This window comes from Pseudomonas fluorescens group sp. PF-1 (genome assembly GCF_054481335.1).
Map to the genome: position 1 here is coordinate 1,754,570 of NZ_JBTMNG010000001.1, position 20,929 is coordinate 1,775,498.

Annotated in this window: 19 protein-coding genes; 6 read left to right on the top strand and 13 right to left on the bottom strand. The window is 60.8% G+C overall.

The annotated features are described in order from the left end of the window. Positions 1–205 precede the first annotated feature (205 nt). Positions 206–1,942, top strand: coding sequence for a putative bifunctional diguanylate cyclase/phosphodiesterase (locus ACX3YD_RS08345; RefSeq protein WP_458959644.1), 1,737 nt, complete (start codon positions 206–208; stop codon positions 1,940–1,942). On the opposite strand, the gene ACX3YD_RS08350 is transcribed toward ACX3YD_RS08345, so the two are convergent. Beyond that, positions 1,909–2,661 (bottom strand): substrate-binding periplasmic protein, encoded by a 753-nt coding sequence (locus ACX3YD_RS08350; protein WP_458959645.1) that lies wholly within the window; start codon positions 2,659–2,661, stop codon positions 1,909–1,911. The genes ACX3YD_RS08345 and ACX3YD_RS08350 overlap by 34 nt on opposite strands. Positions 2,662–2,798: 137 nt before the next feature. On the opposite strand from ACX3YD_RS08350, the gene dnaX reads away from it, so the two are divergent. The 5 genes from dnaX (at position 2,799) to ACX3YD_RS08375 (ending at position 8,423) form a co-directional block, all read left to right on the top strand. Beyond that, positions 2,799–4,847, top strand: coding sequence for a DNA polymerase III subunit gamma/tau (gene dnaX / locus ACX3YD_RS08355; RefSeq protein ID WP_458959646.1), 2,049 nt, complete (start codon positions 2,799–2,801; stop codon positions 4,845–4,847). A gap of 67 nt (positions 4,848–4,914) precedes the next feature. Continuing rightward, on the top strand, positions 4,915–5,253 hold the full coding sequence (locus ACX3YD_RS08360; RefSeq protein WP_008028561.1) for a YbaB/EbfC family nucleoid-associated protein: 339 nt from the start codon (positions 4,915–4,917) through the stop codon (positions 5,251–5,253). A 176-nt stretch (positions 5,254–5,429) separates the two neighbouring features. After that, complete coding sequence (locus ACX3YD_RS08365; RefSeq protein ID WP_458959647.1) at positions 5,430–6,464, top strand: NADP-dependent oxidoreductase; 1,035 nt, start codon at positions 5,430–5,432, stop codon at positions 6,462–6,464. Positions 6,465–6,535: 71 nt separating this feature from the next. Beyond that, positions 6,536–7,138, top strand: coding sequence for a recombination mediator RecR (gene recR / locus ACX3YD_RS08370; protein WP_458959648.1), 603 nt, complete (start codon positions 6,536–6,538; stop codon positions 7,136–7,138). A gap of 136 nt (positions 7,139–7,274) precedes the next feature. Beyond that, positions 7,275–8,423, top strand: a complete 1,149-nt coding sequence (locus ACX3YD_RS08375) for an acyl-CoA dehydrogenase family protein (protein WP_458959649.1) — start codon at positions 7,275–7,277, stop codon at positions 8,421–8,423. A 135-nt stretch (positions 8,424–8,558) separates the two neighbouring features. Here ACX3YD_RS08375 and ACX3YD_RS08380 read toward each other — a convergent pair whose 3' ends face one another. From ACX3YD_RS08380 to ccoN, 12 genes are all read right to left on the bottom strand, one after another. Continuing rightward, a complete protein-coding gene (locus ACX3YD_RS08380) occupies positions 8,559–9,107 on the bottom strand; it encodes an adenine phosphoribosyltransferase (RefSeq protein ID WP_458959650.1) in 549 nt (182 codons plus the stop codon). A gap of 78 nt (positions 9,108–9,185) precedes the next feature. Beyond that, positions 9,186–9,920, bottom strand: coding sequence for a fumarate/nitrate reduction transcriptional regulator Fnr (gene fnr / locus ACX3YD_RS08385; RefSeq protein WP_103402645.1), 735 nt, complete (start codon positions 9,918–9,920; stop codon positions 9,186–9,188). Positions 9,921–10,013: 93 nt separating this feature from the next. Then, positions 10,014–11,396 carry an oxygen-independent coproporphyrinogen III oxidase gene (gene hemN, locus ACX3YD_RS08390; protein ID WP_458960394.1) on the bottom strand — a complete coding sequence of 461 codons (1,383 nt, stop codon included), beginning with the start codon at positions 11,394–11,396 and terminating at the stop codon, positions 10,014–10,016. Positions 11,397–11,589: 193 nt separating this feature from the next. Continuing rightward, the gene (locus tag ACX3YD_RS08395; RefSeq protein WP_090463798.1) at positions 11,590–12,273 is read right to left on the bottom strand and encodes a sulfite exporter TauE/SafE family protein; all 684 of its coding nucleotides are present in this window, start codon (positions 12,271–12,273) and stop codon (positions 11,590–11,592) included. Continuing rightward, a complete protein-coding gene (ccoS, locus tag ACX3YD_RS08400) occupies positions 12,266–12,484 on the bottom strand; it encodes a cbb3-type cytochrome oxidase assembly protein CcoS (protein WP_047531427.1) in 219 nt (72 codons plus the stop codon). The genes ACX3YD_RS08395 and ccoS overlap by 8 nt, the downstream gene beginning before the upstream one ends. 22 nt (positions 12,485–12,506) lie before the next feature. Further along, complete coding sequence (locus ACX3YD_RS08405; protein ID WP_458959651.1) at positions 12,507–14,957, bottom strand: heavy metal translocating P-type ATPase; 2,451 nt, start codon at positions 14,955–14,957, stop codon at positions 12,507–12,509. 154 nt (positions 14,958–15,111) lie between these two features. Continuing rightward, positions 15,112–15,651, bottom strand: coding sequence for a FixH family protein (locus tag ACX3YD_RS08410; RefSeq protein ID WP_103402649.1), 540 nt, complete (start codon positions 15,649–15,651; stop codon positions 15,112–15,114). Between the two features lie 11 nt (positions 15,652–15,662). Continuing rightward, positions 15,663–17,078, bottom strand: coding sequence for a cytochrome c oxidase accessory protein CcoG (ccoG, locus tag ACX3YD_RS08415; RefSeq protein WP_103402650.1), 1,416 nt, complete (start codon positions 17,076–17,078; stop codon positions 15,663–15,665). A gap of 340 nt (positions 17,079–17,418) precedes the next feature. Then, the gene (gene ccoP, locus ACX3YD_RS08420; RefSeq protein WP_103402651.1) at positions 17,419–18,402 is read right to left on the bottom strand and encodes a cytochrome-c oxidase, cbb3-type subunit III; all 984 of its coding nucleotides are present in this window, start codon (positions 18,400–18,402) and stop codon (positions 17,419–17,421) included. Next, on the bottom strand, positions 18,399–18,584 hold the full coding sequence (locus tag ACX3YD_RS08425) for a CcoQ/FixQ family Cbb3-type cytochrome c oxidase assembly chaperone (RefSeq protein ID WP_003175465.1): 186 nt from the start codon (positions 18,582–18,584) through the stop codon (positions 18,399–18,401). Before ACX3YD_RS08425 ends, ccoP begins: the two co-directional genes overlap by 4 nt. A 5-nt stretch (positions 18,585–18,589) precedes the next feature. Then, complete coding sequence (ccoO, locus tag ACX3YD_RS08430; RefSeq protein WP_047531418.1) at positions 18,590–19,198, bottom strand: cytochrome-c oxidase, cbb3-type subunit II; 609 nt, start codon at positions 19,196–19,198, stop codon at positions 18,590–18,592. Then, positions 19,198–20,640, bottom strand: coding sequence for a cytochrome-c oxidase, cbb3-type subunit I (ccoN, locus tag ACX3YD_RS08435; protein WP_103402652.1), 1,443 nt, complete (start codon positions 20,638–20,640; stop codon positions 19,198–19,200). Before ccoN ends, ccoO begins: the two co-directional genes overlap by 1 nt. Between the last annotated feature and the right edge of the window lie 289 nt (positions 20,641–20,929).

The window sequence follows — 20,929 nt, forward strand, 5'->3', positions numbered from 1 at the left end:
AAATGTGATGTGTTTCGTAGAATTGCCCGCCAGTCAGGGCTTCAGTGACCGGATTTCATAAATTTGAATAATGTGAATAAGCCAGCACGGCACGCGCTCGGGCAGTTGCGTTCCTGTTAAACCAGCTCTCTAAACCTGCCGAATTTACCCTTGTTGGTGTTGCGTCCTTGAATCAGGCGACCGCCAGCAACAGCGAGTCTGACTCATGGATGAGAAATACCGCAGGGCCGTCGATGCCGCCGCTATCTTTTCCGAGACCGACCTTTCCGGCCGGATCACCCACGTCAACGATCAGTTCTGCGCCATTTCCGGCTACAGCCGTGAGGAACTGCTCGGGCAGAACCACCGCATGCTTAATTCCGGCATCCACTCCACTGAGTTTTTTGCCGGAATGTGGCGCACCATCGCCTTGGGAGGCGTCTGGAAGGGCGTAATCTGCAATCGCGCCAAGGACGGCAGCCTGTATTGGGTCGAAAGCTCCATGGTGCCCTTGCTCGACAGCGTCACCGGACGGGTCGAGCGTTATGTCTCCATACGCTTTGACATCAGTGAGAAGCATCAGTTGCTGCATTCCCTCCAATGGCGGGTCGGGCACGATGTCCTGACCGGGCTGCCCAATCGCGTGTTTCTCTCGGAACTGCTGGATCAGGCGCTGGAATTCTCGTGCCAGGAGAGTATCCCGCTGGCGGTATGCATGCTCGATCTCGATGGCTTCAAGGCCGTCAACGATAGTTACGGGCATGCCAGTGGCGATCTGTTGCTGGTGGAAGTGGCCAGACGTCTGCGCGACATCGTGCGCGGCGAGGATGTGGTGGCGCGGCTGGCCGGTGACGAATTCGTGCTCATATTGCGTTATGTGCGCGATCTGGCGGAGCTGCGTGCGGCGCTGAACCGGGTGCTGGGGACGATCTCGGTGCCGTATTCGGTGCACGGCAAAGACATCAATGTGTATGCCAGCATTGGCGTCACGCTGTTCCCCCACGACAACGAAGACGCTGAAACCCTGCTACGCCACGCCGATCAAGCCATGTACGTAGCCAAGCAGAGCGGGCGCAAGCGTTTTCATGTGTTTGACGTGTCACGGGATCGCGAAGGCAAGGCTACGCACCAGACGGTCGAACGGGTGCGTCAGGCGCTGGCCGCCGATGAACTGCGCCTGCATTTTCAGCCCAAGGTCAATATGCGCCGTGGTGAGGTCGTGGGTTTCGAAGCCCTGCTGCGCTGGGAGCATCCGCAGGATGGCCTGGTGGCGGCGAAGGAGTTTCTGGCGCTGGTTGAAGAGACAGACCTTATTATCGATATCGGTGAATGGGTCATGGATCAGGTGTTGTCTCAGTTGGATCGTTGGCAGCAGGCCGGGCATGACTGGCCGGTAAGCGTCAATATCGCCGCGCGGCATTTTCAGCGAGCGGATTTTGTCGAGCGGCTCGGAAACCTGCTTTCGCGCTACGCACGGGTCGCACCGAAAAAACTCGACCTGGAAATCGTCGAGTCGGTCGCCATCGAGAACATTCAGCACGTCAGTGACTGTCTGCGAGCCTGCCAGGCAATGGGGGTGCAGTTTTCATTGGGCGATTTCGGTACCGGTTATTCATCCCTGAGCTACCTCAAGCGCCTGCGCACCCAAACCATCAAGATCGATAAATCTTTTGTGCGCGACATATTGCATGACCACGACGACCTGGCCCTCACGTCCGCAGTGATTGGCCTGGCGCGGGCGTTTGGTCGGCAGGTCATTGCCGAAGGGCTGGAAAGTGTCGAGCACGGTGAGTTGTTGCTGCAGTTGGGCTGCGAAGTGGCGCAGGGCTATTTCATTGCCCGGCCGATGCCGCCCGCAGACATACCGGACTGGGTCGCGGGTTTTGTCGCGCCTGCGCAATGGCGGCTCATGGATGAAACGGCCCGGGATCAGGGATTGGCTTCGGACTTGCTGCCAATGTAAAGCCCGATGATGTCGTCGATCTCGCCGGACATTTTCATCCGCAGCAAGGTGCGCAGGATCCGTTGCACCGGCACGTCGGGATCGTTGCGCACATAGCAGCCTACGTGCTGTACCTGCAGCACCGCGACACTCTGCAGTCGCTGCTCTGGCAACAGGCGCTGATTGAACCACTCCAGCGACCATTGATTGCTGACGGCGTACCGATTGCGCCCCGCCTGGAGCTTTTGCAGCACCTGTTCCTGATTGCGAGCGTCGTCGCGGTGCAACTGGCTGCTATCGAACAGCGGCTGCAGGGTCGGATAGCTATAGCCGAGCACCGTGCCGATGGACTGGTGCGATAAATGCTCCGGACTCACCGAGGCGGGGCCGGGAGGGCGACTGATCAGCATGTCGGGTTGGGTCCAGAGCGGGATACTCCAGATGTAGTCGCCGGACTGGTTCGGCAACCAGGACTGCGCGGCATAGCAGCGGATATCGACCTCGCCGTGCTCCATGGCGCTCTGCACCCGCGCCCGAGGCAATACGTGAAATTCCGCCGGGACGCCGACCTGGGTCGCGAGACTGAGCATCACGTCGTACAGAATGCCCTGGGTCGGTTGGCCATGTTCCAGTTGCACCATCGGCATCGCCCAACTGTCGGGCACCACAAAGCGCAACGGTGCACCGGCGGCCGCTCCGTTCTGGCTGATCAACAGCAGTGCCCCCAAGGCCAGCCGCATAAACGCTCCAATGGATCTTTGAAACAAATAGCCCCCAAAATCGAGCTTAGCCAGATTAGACGAGCGCACCGGATGCAATTTTGCCCTTGCTCCGCTAGCATTAGCCGCTTCAGCTTCCTTCGTTGCGACGGTTTTCGATGAGTTATCAGGTTCTTGCACGTAAATGGCGTCCGCGCTCGTTCCGCGAAATGGTCGGCCAGACCCATGTGCTCAAGGCTCTGATCAATGCCTTGGACAGCCAGCGGCTGCACCACGCCTACCTGTTCACCGGTACGCGCGGGGTCGGCAAGACCACCATCGCGCGAATTATCGCCAAATGCCTGAACTGTGAAACAGGTATCACTTCAACGCCTTGCGGCGAGTGCTCGGTGTGTCGCGAAATCGATGAAGGCCGTTTCGTCGACCTGATCGAGATCGACGCCGCGAGCCGCACCAAGGTCGAGGACACCCGCGAACTGCTCGACAACGTGCAGTACGCCCCAAGCCGCGGACGCTTCAAGGTTTACCTGATCGACGAAGTGCACATGCTCTCCAGCCATTCCTTCAATGCGCTGTTGAAAACCCTCGAAGAGCCGCCACCCTACGTCAAGTTCATCCTGGCCACCACTGATCCGCAGAAACTTCCTGCAACGATTCTCTCCCGGTGCCTGCAGTTTTCCCTGAAGAACATGACCCCGGAGCGCGTCGTCGAGCATTTGACCCACGTGCTGGGCGTCGAAAACGTGCCGTTCGAAGACGATGCACTGTGGTTGCTGGGGCGCGCCGCCGATGGTTCGATGCGCGACGCCATGAGCCTGACCGACCAGGCGATTGCCTTTGGTGAGGGCAAGGTCATGGCCGCCGATGTCCGGGCAATGCTCGGGACACTCGATCACGGGCAGGTCTATGACGTCCTGCATGCGCTGATCGAAGGCGATGCCAAGGCGTTGCTCGAAGCCGTTCGGCATTTGGCCGAACAAGGCCCGGACTGGAACGGCGTGCTCTCGGAAATTCTCAACGTGCTGCACCGTGTCGCCATCGCCCAGGCCTTGCCTGAAGGCGTCGATAACGGCCATGGCGATCGGGACCGCGTGCTGGCACTGGCCCAGGCGCTGCCGGCCGAAGACGTGCAATTCTATTACCAGATGGGCCTGATCGGCCGTCGCGACTTGCCACTGGCGCCGGACCCCCGCGGCGGCTTCGAAATGGTGTTGCTGCGAATGCTCGCCTTCCGGCCCGCCGACACCGCGGATGCCCCGAGGCAACCGCTAAAGCCAGTGGGGATCAGCCAGGCCACAGTTGATTCCGCCAAATCCGTGGCTGCCGCGCCCGTTGTTGCGCCGGTAGTCGCTGCGGCAGTTGCACCCGTGGCGCCCGCACCTGTCGTGGCTCCGGTAGCGTCGCCTGAGCCAGAACCGCTGGTCGAGGCGGTCGTGGTCGAAGAAGTGGTCGACCTGCCGTGGAATGATCCGATCGAACCGGAAGTCGTTCAGCAGCCAGCGGTCGAGCCGGTACTGGAAACCGCCAGCGAACAACCCGAATTGCCTCCGATGCCGTTGCCGACGCCTGACAGCGTAGTGCCGGACGCGCCGGAGTGGGCCGCCGCGCCTATTCCGGAACCTTCGGTGGCCGAGGTCGATGCCGCCACGCCGGGCATGGACCTGGACGACGAGCCGCCGCTGGATGAGGACTACATCGAGCCGGACATGGACTCCGCCTACAGCTACCTCGACGAACTGGCCAGCGAGCACGCCGCCGAGCCTGCCGCCGAACCGGAGCCCGAGCCTGCCGCCGCGCCGGCCACGGGACTGGCCCTGCAATGGCTGGAACTGTTCCCGAACCTGCCGATCTCCGGCATGACCGGCAGCATCGCCGCCAACTGCACGCTGATCGCCGTTGATGGCGACAATTGGCTGTTGCACCTGGACCCGGCCCACAGCGCCTTGTTCAACGCCACCCAGCAACGCCGCCTCAACGATGCGTTGAATCAGTACCACGGGCGTACGCTGACCCTGACCATGGAACTGATCAAGCCCGAGCAGGAAACCCCGGCCCAGGCTGCGTCGCGCCGTCGTGCCGACCGCCAGCGCGAGGCCGAGGAGTCGATCCATGGCGATCCGTTCATCCAGCAAATGATGCAGCAGTTCGGTGCGGTGATCCGTAACGATACTATTGAACCTGTCGAAGCTCTGGTCAGTCAGGGCTAATAACTGAGGGCGTTCGGCCAGCAGGGCCGGGCGCTGTTTTTATCCAAGTACTTTTGAGGTGATTCCCATGATGAAAGGTGGCATGGCCGGCCTGATGAAGCAGGCGCAGCAGATGCAGGAAAAAATGGCCAAGATGCAGGAAGAGCTGGCCAATGCCGAAGTCACCGGTAAGGCCGGTGGCGATATGGTCACCGTGGTCATGACCGGTCGTCACGACGTCAAGCGCGTGACCATCGACCCAAGCCTGGTCGAAGGCCTGAGCGAAGATGACAAGGAAATGCTCGAAGCGGTGTTCGCGGCAGCGGTCAACGACGCCGTGCGCAAGATCGAAGCCAACAGCCAGGACAAAATGTCCGGCATGACCGCAGGCATGCAACTGCCACCGGGCATGAAGCTGCCGTTCTGATTCGTCTTCGGGCGTCAGATGAGCGACAAGAAATGCCAGGCATCGCGCCTGGCATTTTTGTTTCCGGCTGCTCGCGATGGCGTCCACTCGGCAAAACGGAAGAATCATCGAACGCAGCACCGCCACAAAGGTCTTCTCCCTATACCACCGAACTCAACGATCAAGGAGACGCTGACATGTCCGACCCCATGACCCTCAACCAACGTATCGTCCTGGCCTCCCGCCCGGTGGGTGCGCCGACGCCCGAGAATTTCCGCCTGGAGCGGGTCGCGTTGCCCGAACTGGCTGAGGGTGAGGTATTGCTCAAGACCCTTTATCTGTCGCTGGACCCTTACATGCGCGGGCGCATGAGTGACGCGCCGTCGTACGCCGCGCCGGTGGAAATCGGTGGGGTGATGACGGGCGGCGCCGTCAGCCGGGTCGAGCGTTCGCTCAATCCCAGGTTCCAGGAAGGCGATCTGGTGGTCGGCGCCACGGGTTGGCAAAGCCATAGCATCAACGACGGTTGCAGTATTGTGCCGGTGCCGTCGGGTCTGCCAAGCCCGTCGATGGCCCTGGGGGTCCTTGGCATGCCGGGCATGACCGCTTACATGGGCTTGATGGACATTGGCCAGCCGAAGTCCGGCGAAACGCTGGTGGTCGCGGCCGCATCGGGCGCAGTCGGCTCGGTGGTCGGGCAGGTGGCGAAGATCAAGGGCTTGCGCGTGGTGGGCGTGGCCGGTGGCGCGGACAAGTGCCGCTACGTGGTTGAGGTGTTGGGCTTCGACGCCTGTATCGACCACAAGAGCCCAGACTTCGCCGATGAGCTGGCCCGGGCCTGCCCCAAAGGCATCGATATCTATTATGAAAACGTCGGCGGCAAGGTGTTCGACGCGGTCGTGCCACTGCTCAATCCCAAGGCGCGGATTCCGCTCTGTGGGTTGATCGCTTCGTACAACGCCAGCGAGGCGCCGAGCGGTCCGGATCGCTTGCCGCAATTGCAGCGCACGCTGCTGACCAAGCGCGTGCTAATTCAGGGCTTCATCGTGTTCGACGACTATGGCGACCGTCAGCCCGAATTCGTCAGTGCCATGGCGCCGTGGGTGCGCGACGGCAAGGTCAAGTTCCGCGAAGACGTGGTCGAGGGTCTGGAGCAGGCGCCCGAGGCGTTCATCGGTCTGCTGGAAGGGCGTAACTTCGGCAAACTGGTGGTGCGGGTCGCAAAAGACTGACGCTGCAATTTGACGCTAATCAGAGGCGCGGGTATAAACCGCGTCTCGTTGTTTTGTCGGATTTTTCCCCCATGAGCTTCAGCCCTTTGATTCGCCAACTGATCGATGCCCTGCGAATTTTGCCTGGTGTAGGTCAGAAAACCGCCCAGCGCATGGCGTTGCAGTTGCTCGAACGTGATCGCAGCGGCGGCTCGCGCCTGGCGTTGGCCTTGAGTCAGGCCATGGAAGGTGTCGGTCATTGCCGTTTGTGCCGCACCTTGACTGAAGATGACCTTTGCCCGCAATGCGCGGACACTCGCCGCGACGACACCCTGCTTTGTGTGGTGGAAGGGCCGATGGATGTCTACGCCGTAGAGCAGACCGGGTTTCGCGGTCGCTACTTCGTGCTCAAGGGCCACCTGTCGCCACTCGACGGGCTGGGGCCGGAAGCCATCGGCATTCCGCAATTGATGGCGCGAATCGAGGAGGCGGGCACGTTTGCCGAAGTCATTCTCGCCACCAACCCGACCGTGGAAGGTGAAGCGACTGCGCATTACATCGCCCAATTGCTCAGCAGCAAAGGCCTGATCGCCTCGCGCATCGCCCACGGCGTTCCACTGGGTGGCGAGTTGGAACTGGTGGATGGCGGAACGCTGGCGCATTCGTTTGCCGGGCGTAAGCCGATCAGCGTGTGATGTGTGTCGTTCGGGTTGAGGTCATCGCGAGCCTGATCGCGATGACGTCGCCTCGGTCCCCTTGATTCACACAATCCTGTTGAAAACCAAGCAAGCGCTCGGTTAACGTCGCTGAACCCTTCAGTGGAGTTCGCCGATGCCTGCCTTCCAGGAATACTTCGACCCCAGCCACCAATTGGTCCGCGACAGCGTCAGACGTTTCGTCGAGCGCGAGATTCTTCCGGACATCGACCAGTGGGAAGAAGCCGAAAGCTTCCCCCGCGAGCTTTACCTCAAGGCCGGTGCGGCGGGCATTCTCGGCATTGGTTACCCCGAGAGCCTGGGTGGCAGCCACCAAGGCGATCTGTTCGCCAAGGTCGCCGCCAGCGAAGAGTTGATGCGCTGTGGCTCGGGCGGCCTGGTGGCGGGGCTTGGCTCGCTGGACATCGGCCTGCCGCCGATTCTCAAGTGGGCCAGGCCTGAGGTGCGTGATCGGGTTGTGCCGCAGGTGTTGTCCGGCGAGAAAATCAGCGCTTTGGCCATCACCGAACCCGGCGGCGGTTCCGACGTTGCCAACCTGCAGACCCGCGCCGTGCGTGACGGTGACTTTTACCGGGTCAGTGGCAGCAAAACCTTTATCACCAGCGGCGTGCGCGCGGATTTCTATACCGTCGCCGTGCGAACCGGTGAGCCGGGTTTCGCCGGCATCAGCCTGTTATTGATAGAGAAGGGTACACCCGGTTTCACCGTGGGACGTCAGTTGAAGAAAATGGGTTGGTGGGCGTCGGACACCGCTGAACTGTTCTTCGACGATTGCCGGGTGCCTGTAGGCCATTTGATCGGCAGCGAGAACATGGGCTTCGCCTGCATCATGGGCAACTTCCAGAGCGAGCGCCTGGCCCTGGCCTTGATGGCCAACATGACCGCTCAGCTGGCGCTGGAGGAAAGCCTGAAATGGGCGCGGGAGCGTGAGGCCTTTGGCAAGCCCATCGGCAAGTTCCAAGTGATCAAACACCGCCTCGCCGAAATGGCCACGGCACTGGAGGTGTCGCGCGAATTCACCTACCGCCAGGCAGCGAAAATGGCCGCGGGGCAGAGCGTCATCAAGGAAATTTCCATGGCCAAGAATTTTGCGACGGACACGGCAGATCGCATCACCTCGGACGCGGTGCAGATTCTGGGTGGCATGGGTTACATGCGCGAAAGCCTTGTGGAGCGGTTGTACCGGGATAACCGGATTCTTTCGATCGGCGGCGGTACGCGGGAAGTGATGAACGAGATCATCAGTAAGCAGATGGGGTTGTGAGGCTTGCGGTGTAACGACTGACGCCATCGCTGGCAAGCCAGCTCCCACAGAGATCTGCGCGTACACACATCCTGTGCATGACGAAGAACCCTGTGGGAGCTGGCTTGCCAGCGATGGCGTCAGTGCAGGCGCCGCTTACCTGTCGGTCAGCGCAAACTGCGTCAGGCAGAACGTCGCAATTCCCATGTCTTGCAGGCGCTGCGACCCGTCCAGCTCCGGCAAATCAATAATCGCCGCCGCTTCATGCACCCGCGCGCCCATGCGGCGGATCAGGTTAGCCGCTGCAATCAGGGTGCCGCCGGTGGCGATCAGGTCATCGAACATCACCACTGAATCGCCTTCGCAGAGGCTGTCAGCGTGCACTTCCAGAAAGGCTTCACCGTATTCGGTCGCATAGCCTTCGGCCAACACATCGGCGGGCAGCTTGCCTTGCTTGCGGAACAGCACCAGCGGTTTGTTCAACTGATAGGCCAGCACCGAACCAATCAGGAAACCACGGGCATCCATGGCGCCGATGTGGGTGAAATCAGCCTCGACGTAGCGATGGGCAAAGCTGTCCATCACCAGGCGCAGGGCCGTGGGCGATTGGAACAGCGGGGTGATGTCACGAAAAATCACCCCCGGCTTGGGGAAGTCGATCACGGGGCGAATGAGGGATTTGATGTCGAAGGAGTCGAAGGCCATCGTCAAGGTGTCCTGGCAGGGCTGCAAACGGCGCAGTATACCCGCGGCTGAAACGGTTCGCTCAACCACGGATCGAGATCAGCCTTCGATCGAGCCGCCCGCGAGTGCACAGAGCTGGATCGGATCGAGAATCTGGATTTCCTTGCCTTCGGCGGCGATCAGTTCGTTCTGCTGGAAGCGCGTGAACACCCGCGAAACGGTTTCCACCGCCAGGCCCAGGTAGTTACCGATTTCGTTGCGGGACATGCTCAGGCGGAACTGATTGGCCGAGAATCCACGGGCGCGAAAACGTGCCGACAGGTTGACCAGGAATGTGGCGATTCGCTCGTCAGCGGTCTTTTTCGACAGCAGCAGCATCATCTGTTGATCGTCGCGAATCTCGCGGCTCATCACTCGCATCAGCTGACGGCGCAGCTGTGGCAGTTGCAGGGCCAGTTCGTCGAGACGTTCGAAGGGAATTTCACAGACCGACGTGGTTTCCAGCGCTTGTGCCGACACCGGATGTTTCTCGGTGTCCATGCCCGACAAGCCAACCAGTTCACTCGGCAAGTGAAAACCGGTGAGCTGTTCTTCGCCGACATCGCTCAGGTTGAACGTTTTCAACGCACCGGAGCGTACGGCATAAACGGAGTCGAAGGTGTCACCCTGGCGGAACAGAAACTCGCCTTTTTTCAGCGGGCGTCCACGTTTGACGATTTCATCCAGGGCATCCATGTCTTCCAGGTTGAGCGAAAGTGGCAAACACAGAGGGGCCAGGCTGCAATCCTTGCAATGGGCCTGATTATGAGCACGCAACTTTACTGGCTCAGACATTTCTTCAATCCTTGTGGGAAAACACGCGTAAGACGTAAGGGTAACCCACCGAAGGACATGGAGGCCAGTGTATGGCGGATTTGCCGGTCAGGCTTAGATCACGCGGGAAAACCGTTGGCGATTGTGATGTTCCAGGTACGCATCAAAAACCATGCACACCGAGCGTACCAGCAGGCGGCCGGCCGGCAGCACGGTGATTCGTTCATTGTCGAGTTCGATCAGGCCATCCTTGGCCATATTGTGCAGCTGTGGCCACAGCTCGCCGAAATAGCCCTGAAAGTCGATGTTGAAGGCTTGTTCGATCTGGGCGAACTCCAGGCTGAAATTGCAGATCAGTTGCTGAATGACTGCGCGCCGCAGCCGGTCATCGGCGTTGCACAACAGACCGCGGCTGGTGGCCAGCTGCGAAGAGTCCAAAGCGCTCTGGTACTGATTCAGGTCACTGCTGTTCTGGCAGTACAAGTCGCCGATCTGGCTGATCGCCGACACGCCCAGCCCGATCAAATCGCAATGTCCGTGGGTGGTGTAGCCCTGGAAGTTGCGTTGCAGAGTCGATTCTTCCTGGGCAATCGCCAGTTCGTCGTCCGGCAGGGCGAAGTGGTCCATGCCGATGTAGCGATAGCCGGCAGCCGTCAGTTGCTCGATGGTGCGCTGCAACATTTCCAGTTTCTGCGCGGGCGTCGGCAGCTCGTTGCTGTTGATCCGCCGTTGCGGCATGAAACGTTCCGGCAGGTGAGCGTAGTTGAACACCGAAAGACGATCGGGTTGCAGGTTGATGACTTCTTCGACGGTGCGGGCGAAGTTGTCCGGGGTCTGTCTTGGCAAGCCGTAGATCAGGTCGATGTTGATCGAGCGAAATTGCAAGGTGCGGGCGGCGTCGATCACGGCGCGGGTTTCTTCAAGACTTTGCAGCCGATTGACGGCACGCTGCACCGCGGGGTCGAGGTCTTGCAGGCCGATACTGACCCGGTTGAACCCCAGCTCCCGGAGCAACCCCATGGTCGACCAGTCGGCCTCGCGGGGGTCGATCTCGATACCGTAGTCGCCGGAATCGTCGTCCAGCAGATTGAAATGGTTGCGCAGGTGAGCCATCAGCTGACGCAGTTCGTCGTGACTGAGAAAGGTTGGCGTACCGCCACCAAAGTGCAGTTGCTCGACTTTTTGCGCGGGGTCGAGGTGGCAGGCGATCAACTGGATTTCCTGTTCCAGGCGCTGCAGGTAGGGCTGGGCGCGGCCGCGATCCTTGGTGATGACTTTGTTGCAGGCGCAGTAGTAACAGATGTTGGCGCAGAACGGCACATGCACATACAGCGACAACGGGCGCTGGGACTTGCGGCTGTCGCGCAGGGCGTGAAACAGGTCGAACGTGCCGACCTGGCTGTTGAATTGCACGGCGGTTGGGTAGGAGGTATAGCGCGGTCCCGCCAGGTCATAACGGCGGATCAAATCGGTATCCCAACGAATGGCGTCGAGCATCATGCGGGCGTTCCCCCGGATAGGCTGGCAGTGTCGGCCAGTCTAGGGGTTGCGTCGATTGGACATCTTGATTTGCGTCAAGGGTCGGAATTCGTGCTGTCAGTGCGGGCCTCATCGCGAGCAGGCTCGCTCCCACTTTTGGAATGCATTCCCCTGTGGGAGCGAGGCTGCTCGCGAAGGGCGCGTCGCCGATCTAGTGCCCCATGAGCCAATGCTGATGCGGCCCCGGCAAGGTCCAGATGCCGAACAGCATCACCAGCAGCCCACCGGCCATGCGCACGCTGCGCTTGCGCAAAAGCGCCGTCACCCGTTCGGCCGCCAGCCCCGTGGCGAGCAGCACCGGCCAGGTGCCCAATCCAAAAGCCAGCATCAGCAACGCACTGTCCAGCGCATTGCCCTGACTGGCCGACCACAGCAACGTGCTGTAGACCAGGCCGCACGGCAACCAGCCCCAGAGCGCACCCAAGAGCAGCGCACGGGGCACGCTCGACACCGGTAGCAGCGTGTTGGCAACCGGCTGGATATGCCGCCACAGGCCGCGTCCGAGGCTTTCGATGCGGGTCAGGCCGCTCCACCAGCCAGCGAGGTACAAGCCCATCGCGATCAGCAGCAAACCGGCGAGCACCCGCATGAACATCGCCGCCGGACTGTTGGCCACCGCCCAGCCCGCCAGGCCGATCAACAGGCCGGCCGTGGCATAGCTGAGAATGCGCCCGAGGTTGTAGGCCAGCAGCAGGCGAAAGCGCCGGCTGCGTTGTTCCTTGGGGATCGCCAGGGTCAGCGCGCCCATCAGGCCACCGCACATGCCCAGGCAATGACCGCCCCCGAGCAGGCCGAGTATCAACGCCGAGACCAACAGTGGCGCCAATTCAAGCATGGGGCGGCGCCTTGTCGTCGGGTTTGGCCGGATGGCCGCTGGCCTCGTCGACTGCGGCGGTGTGGTTCGGGTCCTGGTCGTCGAACAGGATGCTGTGGGCCGGGCCGTCGAGGTCGTCGTACTGCCCGCTGTCGACCGCCCAGAAGAAGATGTAGACAGCGATGGCCACGATCAGCAGTGCAGCCGGGATCATCACGTAAAGAGCTGGCATCTGGACTCCATGCCCGCGCGGCTCAGGCCGGTAGCTGGCGGGTTTGTGGCGTGCTACTGGTGGCGGGCGCGCTCGGCAGGCGAGTCAGGCGCAGCGCGTTCAGCACCACGGTCAGCGAACTGATGGACATACCGACCGCGGCCCATACCGGAGTGATCCAGCCGAGGGCGGCGAACGGCAACATGAGGCCATTGTACAGCCCGGCCCACAGCAGGTTCTCGATGATGACCCGACGGGTGCGTCGCGCCAGGCTGAAGGCTTGCACCAGGGCATCGAGACGATTGGACAGCAGCACCGCGTCCGCACTGGTTTTCGCCAGATCGGTGGCCGAACCCATGGCCACGCTGATGTCGGCAGCCGCCAGCACCGGCACGTCGTTGACCCCGTCACCGAGCATTAAAACCTTGCGACCTTCCTTGTGCAGCTGTTGCAGGACTTGCAGCTTGTCGTCCGGGCGCAATCCGCCCCGGGCTTCGTCGATGCCTAGCTCGGCGGCGACACTGGCGACCATCGGCGAGCTGTCGCCGGACAGCAACAAGGTGTGCCAGCCACGCGCCTTGCAGGCATCCAGCAGGGCGCGGGCATCGGCACGCAGGCGGTCGTCGAGGACCAGCCACGCCAGCGGGCCCCCGGTATCGCCGAGCAACAACCATTGCCCGGCTTCATCCGGCATCGATGGCAGGGCGCTGCCACTGAGTTCGCAGACAAAACCGGGTTGGCCAATACGCAAACGTTGCTCGCCGACCCGTCCTTCGAGGCCGAGGCCGGGGGTGCTGTGCACGTCTTCGGCGGCCAGTGGCGCACGACCAAAGGCGCGGGCAATCGGGTGTTCGGAGCGGTTTTCCAGCGCGGCGGCGAGGCTCAGGCATTGATCGCTGTCCAGGGCGCCGAGAGGGCGGATCGAGCGTAACGCCAGGCGTCCTTCGGTGAGGGTGCCGGTCTTGTCGAAAATCACCGTATCGATCTGGTTCAGGCCTTCGAGCACATGGCCGCGTGTCAACAACAGCCCCAGCTTGTGCAACGTGCCGGTGGCGGCGGTGAGGGCCGTCGGCGTGGCCAGGGACAGGGCGCACGGGCAGGTCGCAACCAGCATCGCCAGGACAATCCAGAAGGCCCGCGAAGCATCCAGTTCCCACCACAGCAGGCCGATGGCGGCGGCGGCGATCAGTGACAGCAGGAGGAACCATTGCGCCGCGCGGTCGGCGATTTCCGCCAGTCGCGGCTTTTCAGCCTGGGCGCGATCGAGCAGGCGGACGATGGCGGACAGACGAGTGTCCTGACCCAGGGCCTGGACTTCCACGGTCAACGCGCCTTCGACGTTCAGGGTGCCCGCAGTGACCGCATCGCCCGTGGTCCTGGCCTGTGGCAGGTATTCGCCGGTGAGCAGCGATTCATCGATGCTCGACTGGCCCTCAAGGATCTTGCCGTCGGCTGGGAGAATCGCGCCGGGGTGCACCAGCACCTGGTCGCCGACGCGCAGTTCGCTGAGCAGGATGCGTTCACTCTGACCGTCGGCACTCAGGCGCAGGCACGAGGCCGGCAGCAGATTGACCAGTTGTGCGGTGGCGGCGGCCGTGCGTTCCCGGGCGCGGCGTTCCAGATAACGCCCCGCCAGCAGGAACAGCGCGAACATGCCGACGGCGTCGAAATACAGTTCACCCACGCCGGTGATCGAGGTCCAGATTCCGGCGATGTAGGCACTTCCAATGGCCAGCGACACAGAAACGTCCATCGTCAGGTGCCGGGTGCGCAGGTCGCGCATCGCGCCTTTGAAGAAAGGTGCGCAGCTGTAGAACACGATCGGGGTGGTGAGGAACAGCGCGACCCAGCGCAGGATCGTGTGTAGTTCGGGGCTGAGGTCGATGTTGAATTCCGGCCAGGTGGCCATGGTCGCCATCATCGCCTGGAACCACAGCAATCCGGCAACGCCCAATTGACGCAGGGCCCGGCGGTTTTCGCTGGCCAGTTGTTCGCTGGCGCGGTCGGCCTGGTAGGGGTGGGCGGCGTAACCGATGTGGCGCAACTCGCCGAGCACCTGACTCAGCGGCAATTGGGCATCGGCCCAACGCACATGCAGGCGATGGTTGGACAGGTTCAGGCGCGCTTCGGCCACGGCAGGCAGGGCACGCAGATGTTTCTCGATCAGCCAGCCACAGGCGGCGCAACTGATGCCTTCCATCAACAGCGTGGTTTCGGCGAGTTCGCCTTCGTGGCGGACAAAGGGCTGTTGCACATCCGCACGGTCGTACAGCGCCAGTTCGTCCACCAATTGCACCGGCAGCGCTTCAGGGTTGGCCGACGCTTCGCTGCGATGCTGGTAATAGTTTTCCAGCCCGCCGGCGACAATCGCCTCGGCCACCGCCTGGCAACCCGGGCAGCAGAACTCGCGGGTTTGCCCAAGAACCGCCGCGGTGAAACGGCTGCCGGCCGGGACGGGCAGGGCGCAGTGGTAGCAGGGGAGTGGGGTGGTCATCAGGTTTTCACTAGCGCCGCTGAATCTTTGTCTTCAGGAAGGGCCGCATCGCGAGCAAGCTCGCTCCCACAGGGACCATTGGTGATATCAAAATCTGCATACAACAGTGATTGACTGTGGGAGCGAGCTTGCTCGCAATGCGCGAAGCGTGGGTTTATTTTTTCAGGTCTTCCGCGCCTTGCAGCGGCTCGTCACCGAGCAGCAGGTCCTTGTCATGGCTGACCACTTCTTCTTCGAACAGACGCCATGTGTGGTCATCCTGGGTGCCGAGCAGTTCGACAAAGCGCCGGCCTTCGACCTTGTCGCTCAATTGACCGATGTAACGGCCCTGTTCGGTTTCACTGCGGGTCAGGACAATCTTGCGGTCCTTTTCCGGTTGGGTCGGCGAGATCAGGTTCAGCTCCACGGTCTTCGGCTGGCTATTGCCGTTCAAGCGCAGATCGACTTCGCCGGTCACGTCATCCAGGTGGACCGCAGCGCGCATCAGCAGGGTCTGGGCGAGCAGTTCACGGTCCAGGGAACGGTTGATGCCTTTGCCGGCCTCGTAGTAGTTGTCGTTGACCAGGTTGTCCGGGTGATTCACCGCAATGGTCACCATGGACAGGGTCAGGGTCACCGAGCAAGTCAGAATCCCGATGATGATCCACGGCCAAAGGTGCTTGTACCAAGGGCTTGCGGCGTTTGCTGCGGGCATGTTCACTTCTCTCAACGATTTTGTGGGCCGATGAATCGGCTCTTGGCTTCAACGTGGATGCTGTTGTCATCGGCATCCTTGAGGATGAATTTCACCTCGTTGGTGCTCGACGGCAGGTGTTCCGGTGCCACGGACAGTTCGGCCGGCTGGCTCACGATCTCGCCGGCCGCCACTTTGATTTCGCGCTGGCCTTGCAGTTTGAGGTCCGGCAGACCGGCGGCTTCCAGCACGTAGGTGTGGTCGCGCTGATCCTTGTTCATGATTTTCAGGCTGTAGACGTTTTCGATCCGCCCTTCGGCGTTTTCACGGTACAGCACGCGGTCCTTGCTGACGTCGAAACCTACCAGCGAACGCATGAAAAACGCAGTGACCAGCAAACTGATCATCGCCAGCAGCACCACGGCATAGCCGATCAGGCGCGGGCGCAGTTTATGGGTTTTCTGCCCGGACAGGTTGTGCTCGGTGGTGTAGCTGATCAGCCCGCGCGGGTACTCCATTTTGTCCATGATGCTGTCACAGGCATCGATGCAGGCGGCGCAACCGATACACTCAATCTGCAGGCCGTCGCGAATGTCGATGCCGGTGGGACAGACCTGAACGCACATGGTGCAGTCGATGCAGTCGCCCAGGCCCTGAGCTTTGTAGTCGGCGCCTTTTTTACGCGGGCCACGGCTTTCGCCACGACGCGGGTCGTAGGACACGATCAGCGTGTCCTTGTCGAACATCACGCTCTGGAAACGTGCGTACGGGCACATGTAGATGCACACCTGTTCGCGCAGCCAGCCGGCGTTGCCATAGGTGGCGAGGGTGAAGAATCCGACCCAGAAATACGACCATCCATCGGCTTCGCCGGTGAAAAAGTCGATAACCAACTCACGAATCGGCGAGAAATAGCCGACGAAGGTCATGCCGGTCACAAAGCCAATCAGCAGCCACAGGGTGTGCTTGCTGAGTTTACGCAGAAACTTGTTGGCGCTCATGGGCGCTTTGTCGAGCTTGATGCGCTGGTTGCGGTCGCCTTCGGTGACCTTTTCGCACCACATGAAAATCCAGGTCCAGACGCTCTGCGGACAGGTATAGCCGCACCAGATCCGCCCGGCGTACACCGTAATGAAGAACAGGCCGAAGGCGCTGATGATCAAAATGCCCGAGAGCAGGATGAAGTCCTGCGGCCAGAAGGTCGCGCCGAAAATAAAGAATTTTCGCTCCGGCAGATTCCACCAGACGGCCTGATGGCCCGCCCAGCTCAACCAGACCGTGCCGAAATACAACAGGAATAAAAAGGCGCCGCCCATCATCCGCAGGTTGCGGAACAGGCCGGTGAAGGCGCGGGTGTAGATTTTTTCTCGAGAGGCGTAGAGATCGACGCTGTTGTTCGCGTTTTTGCTGGGCGGTGTGACGTCGTGTACCGGAATCTGGTTGCTCATCATTGCATCCCACGGCAGTGGAAAAATGCCTCGGTCAGTACATGCTGGCCGCGGTCAAAAAGAGGTGTTGCAGTGGCGCAATGATACGCCTGTCGCTCTGGCCCAAGGGTGCGACCTTTGGTCGCGTTGGGTGAAATTCATAGATGGTGTAGCGAATGTAACAAAACATGATGCAGGTCAATTGACAGGTGAAGTATAGCTGCCCGGTCTTGAGGTATCGGTGACAACGTTAGCCCAGCGTTACGGCAAAGGGGCTGTGTGATCGGGATCATGTCTTGCGATTACAAAAAAAAGACCCCGTCGAATGACGGGGTCTTTTGCGTTGCGTCGAGCGTTTGCCTTACTGAGCGTCTGCCGCCGCAGCCTTCTCGCCGTGAGACAGGCTGTAGACGTAAGCGGCCAGCAGGTGAACCTTGTCGTTACCCTGCAGTTGCTCTTGCGCAGGCATCTGGCCCTGACGGCCGTAACGGATGGTCTGCTGCAGTTGAGCGAAGCTCGAACCGTAGATGAACGCGGCGGGGTGGGTCAGGTTCGGTGCGCCCATTGCCGGGGTGCCTTTGCCTTCCGGACCGTGGCAGGCCACGCAGTTGGCCGCGAACAGTTTCTGGCCGGCAACCGGGTCAGCCTTGGTGCCTTCCGGCAGCTTGCGGCCATCGAGGTTGGTCACCACGAATGCGGCAACGTCGGCAACGCCTTGTTCACCGATCACTTCAGCCCACGCCGGCATGACCGCGTGACGGCCGCCCATGATCGTGGTCTTGATGGTTTCCGGCTCGCCGCCCCAGCGCCAATCGGCGTCGGTCAGATTAGGGAAACCATAGGCGCCCTTGGCGTCGGAACCGTGGCAAACCGAGCAGTTGGAGGCGAACAGGCGTCCCCCCATCTTCAGGGCTTGTGGGTCCTTGGCGACTTCTTCGATTGGCATGGAAGCGAACTTGGCGAAAATCGGACCGAACCTGGCGTCCGACTTGGCCATTTCCTTTTCCCACTCGTGAACGCCGGTCCAGCCGCTCTGGCCGTTGGCGAACGCGGTCTGCTTCTCGTTATCCAGGTAGTTGTAACCTGGCAACAGGCCTTTCCAGTTGCCCAGGCCCGGATACAGTACCAGGTAGCCCAGGGCGAAAACGATGGTGCCCACGAACAGCATGAACCACCATTTCGGCAGTGGGTTGTCGTACTCCTCGATCCCGTCGAAGGAGTGGCCAACCGTCTCTTCCGTCACCTCGGTGCGCTGGCCCTTGCGGGTCGACAGCAGCAGCCAGGTCAGGGAAAAGATCGTACCGAGACTGAGGACTGTGACATACAGACTCCAGAATGTAGTCATTCTTTGTTACTCCTAGAAGCTTGCTCGACGTGCTTGATGGCTTCGGGATCATCCGCGAAAGGCAGCAAGGTCGCGTCTTCAAACTCCGACTTGCGCTTTGGGCTGAATACCCACAACGCCAGACCGATGAAGGCCACCATCACGACGACGGTGCCCAGGCCACGAATCATCCCGATATCCATCTAGATCACCGTTTGCTTTTGATGATGGTGCCCAGGCCTTGCAGATAGGCCACCAGCGCGTCCATTTCGGTTTTGCCCTTCACAGCATCCTTGGCACCGGCGATGTCTTCGTCGGTGTAAGGGACGCCGAGCGTGCGCAAGACTTCCATTTTCCTGGCGGTGTCTTTGCCGTCGAGCTTGTTTTCCACGAGGAACGGGTAGGCCGGCATTTTCGACTCGGGCACGACGTTGCGCGGGTTGTACAAGTGCGCACGTTGCCAGTCATCGGAGTAACGACCGCCGACACGGGCCAGGTCCGGACCGGTACGCTTGGAACCCCACAGGAACGGGTGGTCCCAGACGCTTTCACCGGCGACCGAGTAGTGGCCGTAACGCTCGGTTTCAGCGCGGAACGGGCGGATCATCTGCGAGTGGCAGCCGACACAACCGTTGGCGATGTAAATGTCGCGGCCTTCCAGTTCAAGGGCGGTGCGCGGCTTCATGCCTTCGACCGGCTTGTTGGTGACGTCCTGGAAAAACAGCGGAACGATCTGGGTCAGGCCGCCGATACTGACGGCGATAACCATGAAGAAGGCCAGCAGGCCAATATTCTTCTCGACTGCTTCATGCTTCATCAGTGAGCTCCAACTACAGCAATCTGTTCGGCGGCTTTGGCTTCAACCGGGTTCGAGGCGCGTACGGTACGGAATACGTTGTAGGCCATGAACAGCATGCCGGTCGCAAAGAATGCACCGCCCAGTGCGCGGACGATGTAACCAGGGTGACTGGCTTGCAGTGCTTCGACGAACGAGTAGGTGAGGGTGCCGTCATCGTTGATCGCACGCCACATCAGACCCTGGGTGATGCCGTTGACCCACATCGAAGCGATGTACAGAACGGTACCGATGGTCGCGAGCCAGAAGTGCGTGTTGATCAGGCCGGTGCTGTGCATCTGCGTGCGGCCGAACAGTTTCGGAATCATGTGGTAGATCGCGCCGATCGAGATCATCGCTACCCAGCCCAGGGCGCCGGCGTGTACGTGGCCGATGGTCCAGTCGGTGTAGTGCGACAGCGAGTTCACGGTCTTGATGGCCATCATCGGGCCTTCGAAGGTCGACATGCCGTAGAACGCCAGGGACACGACCAGGAAGCGCAGGATCGGGTCGGTGCGCAGCTTATGCCAGGCGCCCGACAGGGTCATCATGCCGTTGATCATGCCGCCCCAGCTCGGAGCCAGCAGGATGATCGACATCGCCATGCCCAGGGATTGGGCCCAGTCCGGCAGCGCGGTGTAGTGCAGGTGGTGCGGACCGGCCCAGATGTACAGGGTGATCAGTGCCCAGAAGTGCACGATGGACAGGCGATAGGAGTAGATCGGACGCTCGGCCTGTTTCGGCACGAAGTAGTACATCATCCCCAGGAAGCCGGTGGTGAGGAAGAAGCCCACGGCGTTGTGGCCGTACCACCACTGGATCATCGCGTCCGTCGCACCTGCGTAGGCGGAATAGGACTTGAAGAAACTGACTGGCAGGGAGGCGTGGTTGACGATGTGCAGCATCGCGGTCACGAGGATGAAGGCACCGTAGAACCAGTTACCCACATAAATGTGCTTGGTCTTGCGCTTGACGATGGTGCCGAAGAACACCAGAGCGTAGGTGACCCAGACGATGGCCAGCAGAATGGCCAGGGGCCATTCCAGCTCAGCGTATTCCTTGGTGGTGGTGTAACCCAGCGGCAAGGTAACGATGGCGCCGACGATCACCGCTTGCCATCCCCAGAAGGTGAAGGCCGCGAGGCTGTCGGAAATCAGTCGCGTTTGGCAGGTTCGCTGCACGACATAATAAGAAGTGGCAAACAGTGCACATCCACCGAAGGCGAAAATCACCAGGTTGGTGTGCAACGGGCGCAGGCGTCCAAAAGTCGTCCACGGCAGACCGAAATTCAATTCCGGCCATACGAGCTGTGAGGCGATGAAGACACCGAGCCCCATGCCAAGGATCCCCCAGACCACCGTCATGATGGCGAACTGGCGGACTACCTTATAGTTATAAGCAGTCGGACTGATTGCTGTGCTCATTCTAAGGTTCCACGGTTTGGGTGTTTTATTAGGATTAAAAATCGGCCGCAAGTATGTAGAAAGCGGGGGGTCATTGCAACGCGCCATGACCTGGGTCAATGCTTTCAAATGCTGATTCTGCGGCCTTTCCATGCGCCGCGTAAGGACAAATTTGCACGCCGGCAATTTGTCCCGCCGGACTAAATAGGCAAGGGGGTCAGGTCACATGTAACGAGGTGTGTTCAATCGCAACGATCAGGTGACCGATGGCAATTCGCGCGACAGCCGGTATCTACCAGCCTTTGCGGCC

Coding starts and splice junctions, on each gene's coding strand:
- ACX3YD_RS08345 (WP_458959644.1), top strand. CDS start 206: ATGGATGAGAAATACCGCAGGGCCGTCGATGCCGCCGCTATCTTTTCC.
- ACX3YD_RS08350 (WP_458959645.1), bottom strand. CDS start 2,661: ATGCGGCTGGCCTTGGGGGCACTGCTGTTGATCAGCCAGAACGGAGCG.
- dnaX (WP_458959646.1), top strand. CDS start 2,799: ATGAGTTATCAGGTTCTTGCACGTAAATGGCGTCCGCGCTCGTTCCGC.
- ACX3YD_RS08360 (WP_008028561.1), top strand. CDS start 4,915: ATGATGAAAGGTGGCATGGCCGGCCTGATGAAGCAGGCGCAGCAGATG.
- ACX3YD_RS08365 (WP_458959647.1), top strand. CDS start 5,430: ATGTCCGACCCCATGACCCTCAACCAACGTATCGTCCTGGCCTCCCGC.
- recR (WP_458959648.1), top strand. CDS start 6,536: ATGAGCTTCAGCCCTTTGATTCGCCAACTGATCGATGCCCTGCGAATT.
- ACX3YD_RS08375 (WP_458959649.1), top strand. CDS start 7,275: ATGCCTGCCTTCCAGGAATACTTCGACCCCAGCCACCAATTGGTCCGC.
- ACX3YD_RS08380 (WP_458959650.1), bottom strand. CDS start 9,107: ATGGCCTTCGACTCCTTCGACATCAAATCCCTCATTCGCCCCGTGATC.
- fnr (WP_103402645.1), bottom strand. CDS start 9,920: ATGTCTGAGCCAGTAAAGTTGCGTGCTCATAATCAGGCCCATTGCAAG.
- hemN (WP_458960394.1), bottom strand. CDS start 11,396: ATGCTCGACGCCATTCGTTGGGATACCGATTTGATCCGCCGTTATGAC.
- ACX3YD_RS08395 (WP_090463798.1), bottom strand. CDS start 12,273: ATGCTTGAATTGGCGCCACTGTTGGTCTCGGCGTTGATACTCGGCCTG.
- ccoS (WP_047531427.1), bottom strand. CDS start 12,484: ATGCCAGCTCTTTACGTGATGATCCCGGCTGCACTGCTGATCGTGGCC.
- ACX3YD_RS08405 (WP_458959651.1), bottom strand. CDS start 14,957: ATGACCACCCCACTCCCCTGCTACCACTGCGCCCTGCCCGTCCCGGCC.
- ACX3YD_RS08410 (WP_103402649.1), bottom strand. CDS start 15,651: ATGCCCGCAGCAAACGCCGCAAGCCCTTGGTACAAGCACCTTTGGCCG.
- ccoG (WP_103402650.1), bottom strand. CDS start 17,078: ATGAGCAACCAGATTCCGGTACACGACGTCACACCGCCCAGCAAAAAC.
- ccoP (WP_103402651.1), bottom strand. CDS start 18,402: ATGACTACATTCTGGAGTCTGTATGTCACAGTCCTCAGTCTCGGTACG.
- ACX3YD_RS08425 (WP_003175465.1), bottom strand. CDS start 18,584: ATGGATATCGGGATGATTCGTGGCCTGGGCACCGTCGTCGTGATGGTG.
- ccoO (WP_047531418.1), bottom strand. CDS start 19,198: ATGAAGCATGAAGCAGTCGAGAAGAATATTGGCCTGCTGGCCTTCTTC.
- ccoN (WP_103402652.1), bottom strand. CDS start 20,640: ATGAGCACAGCAATCAGTCCGACTGCTTATAACTATAAGGTAGTCCGC.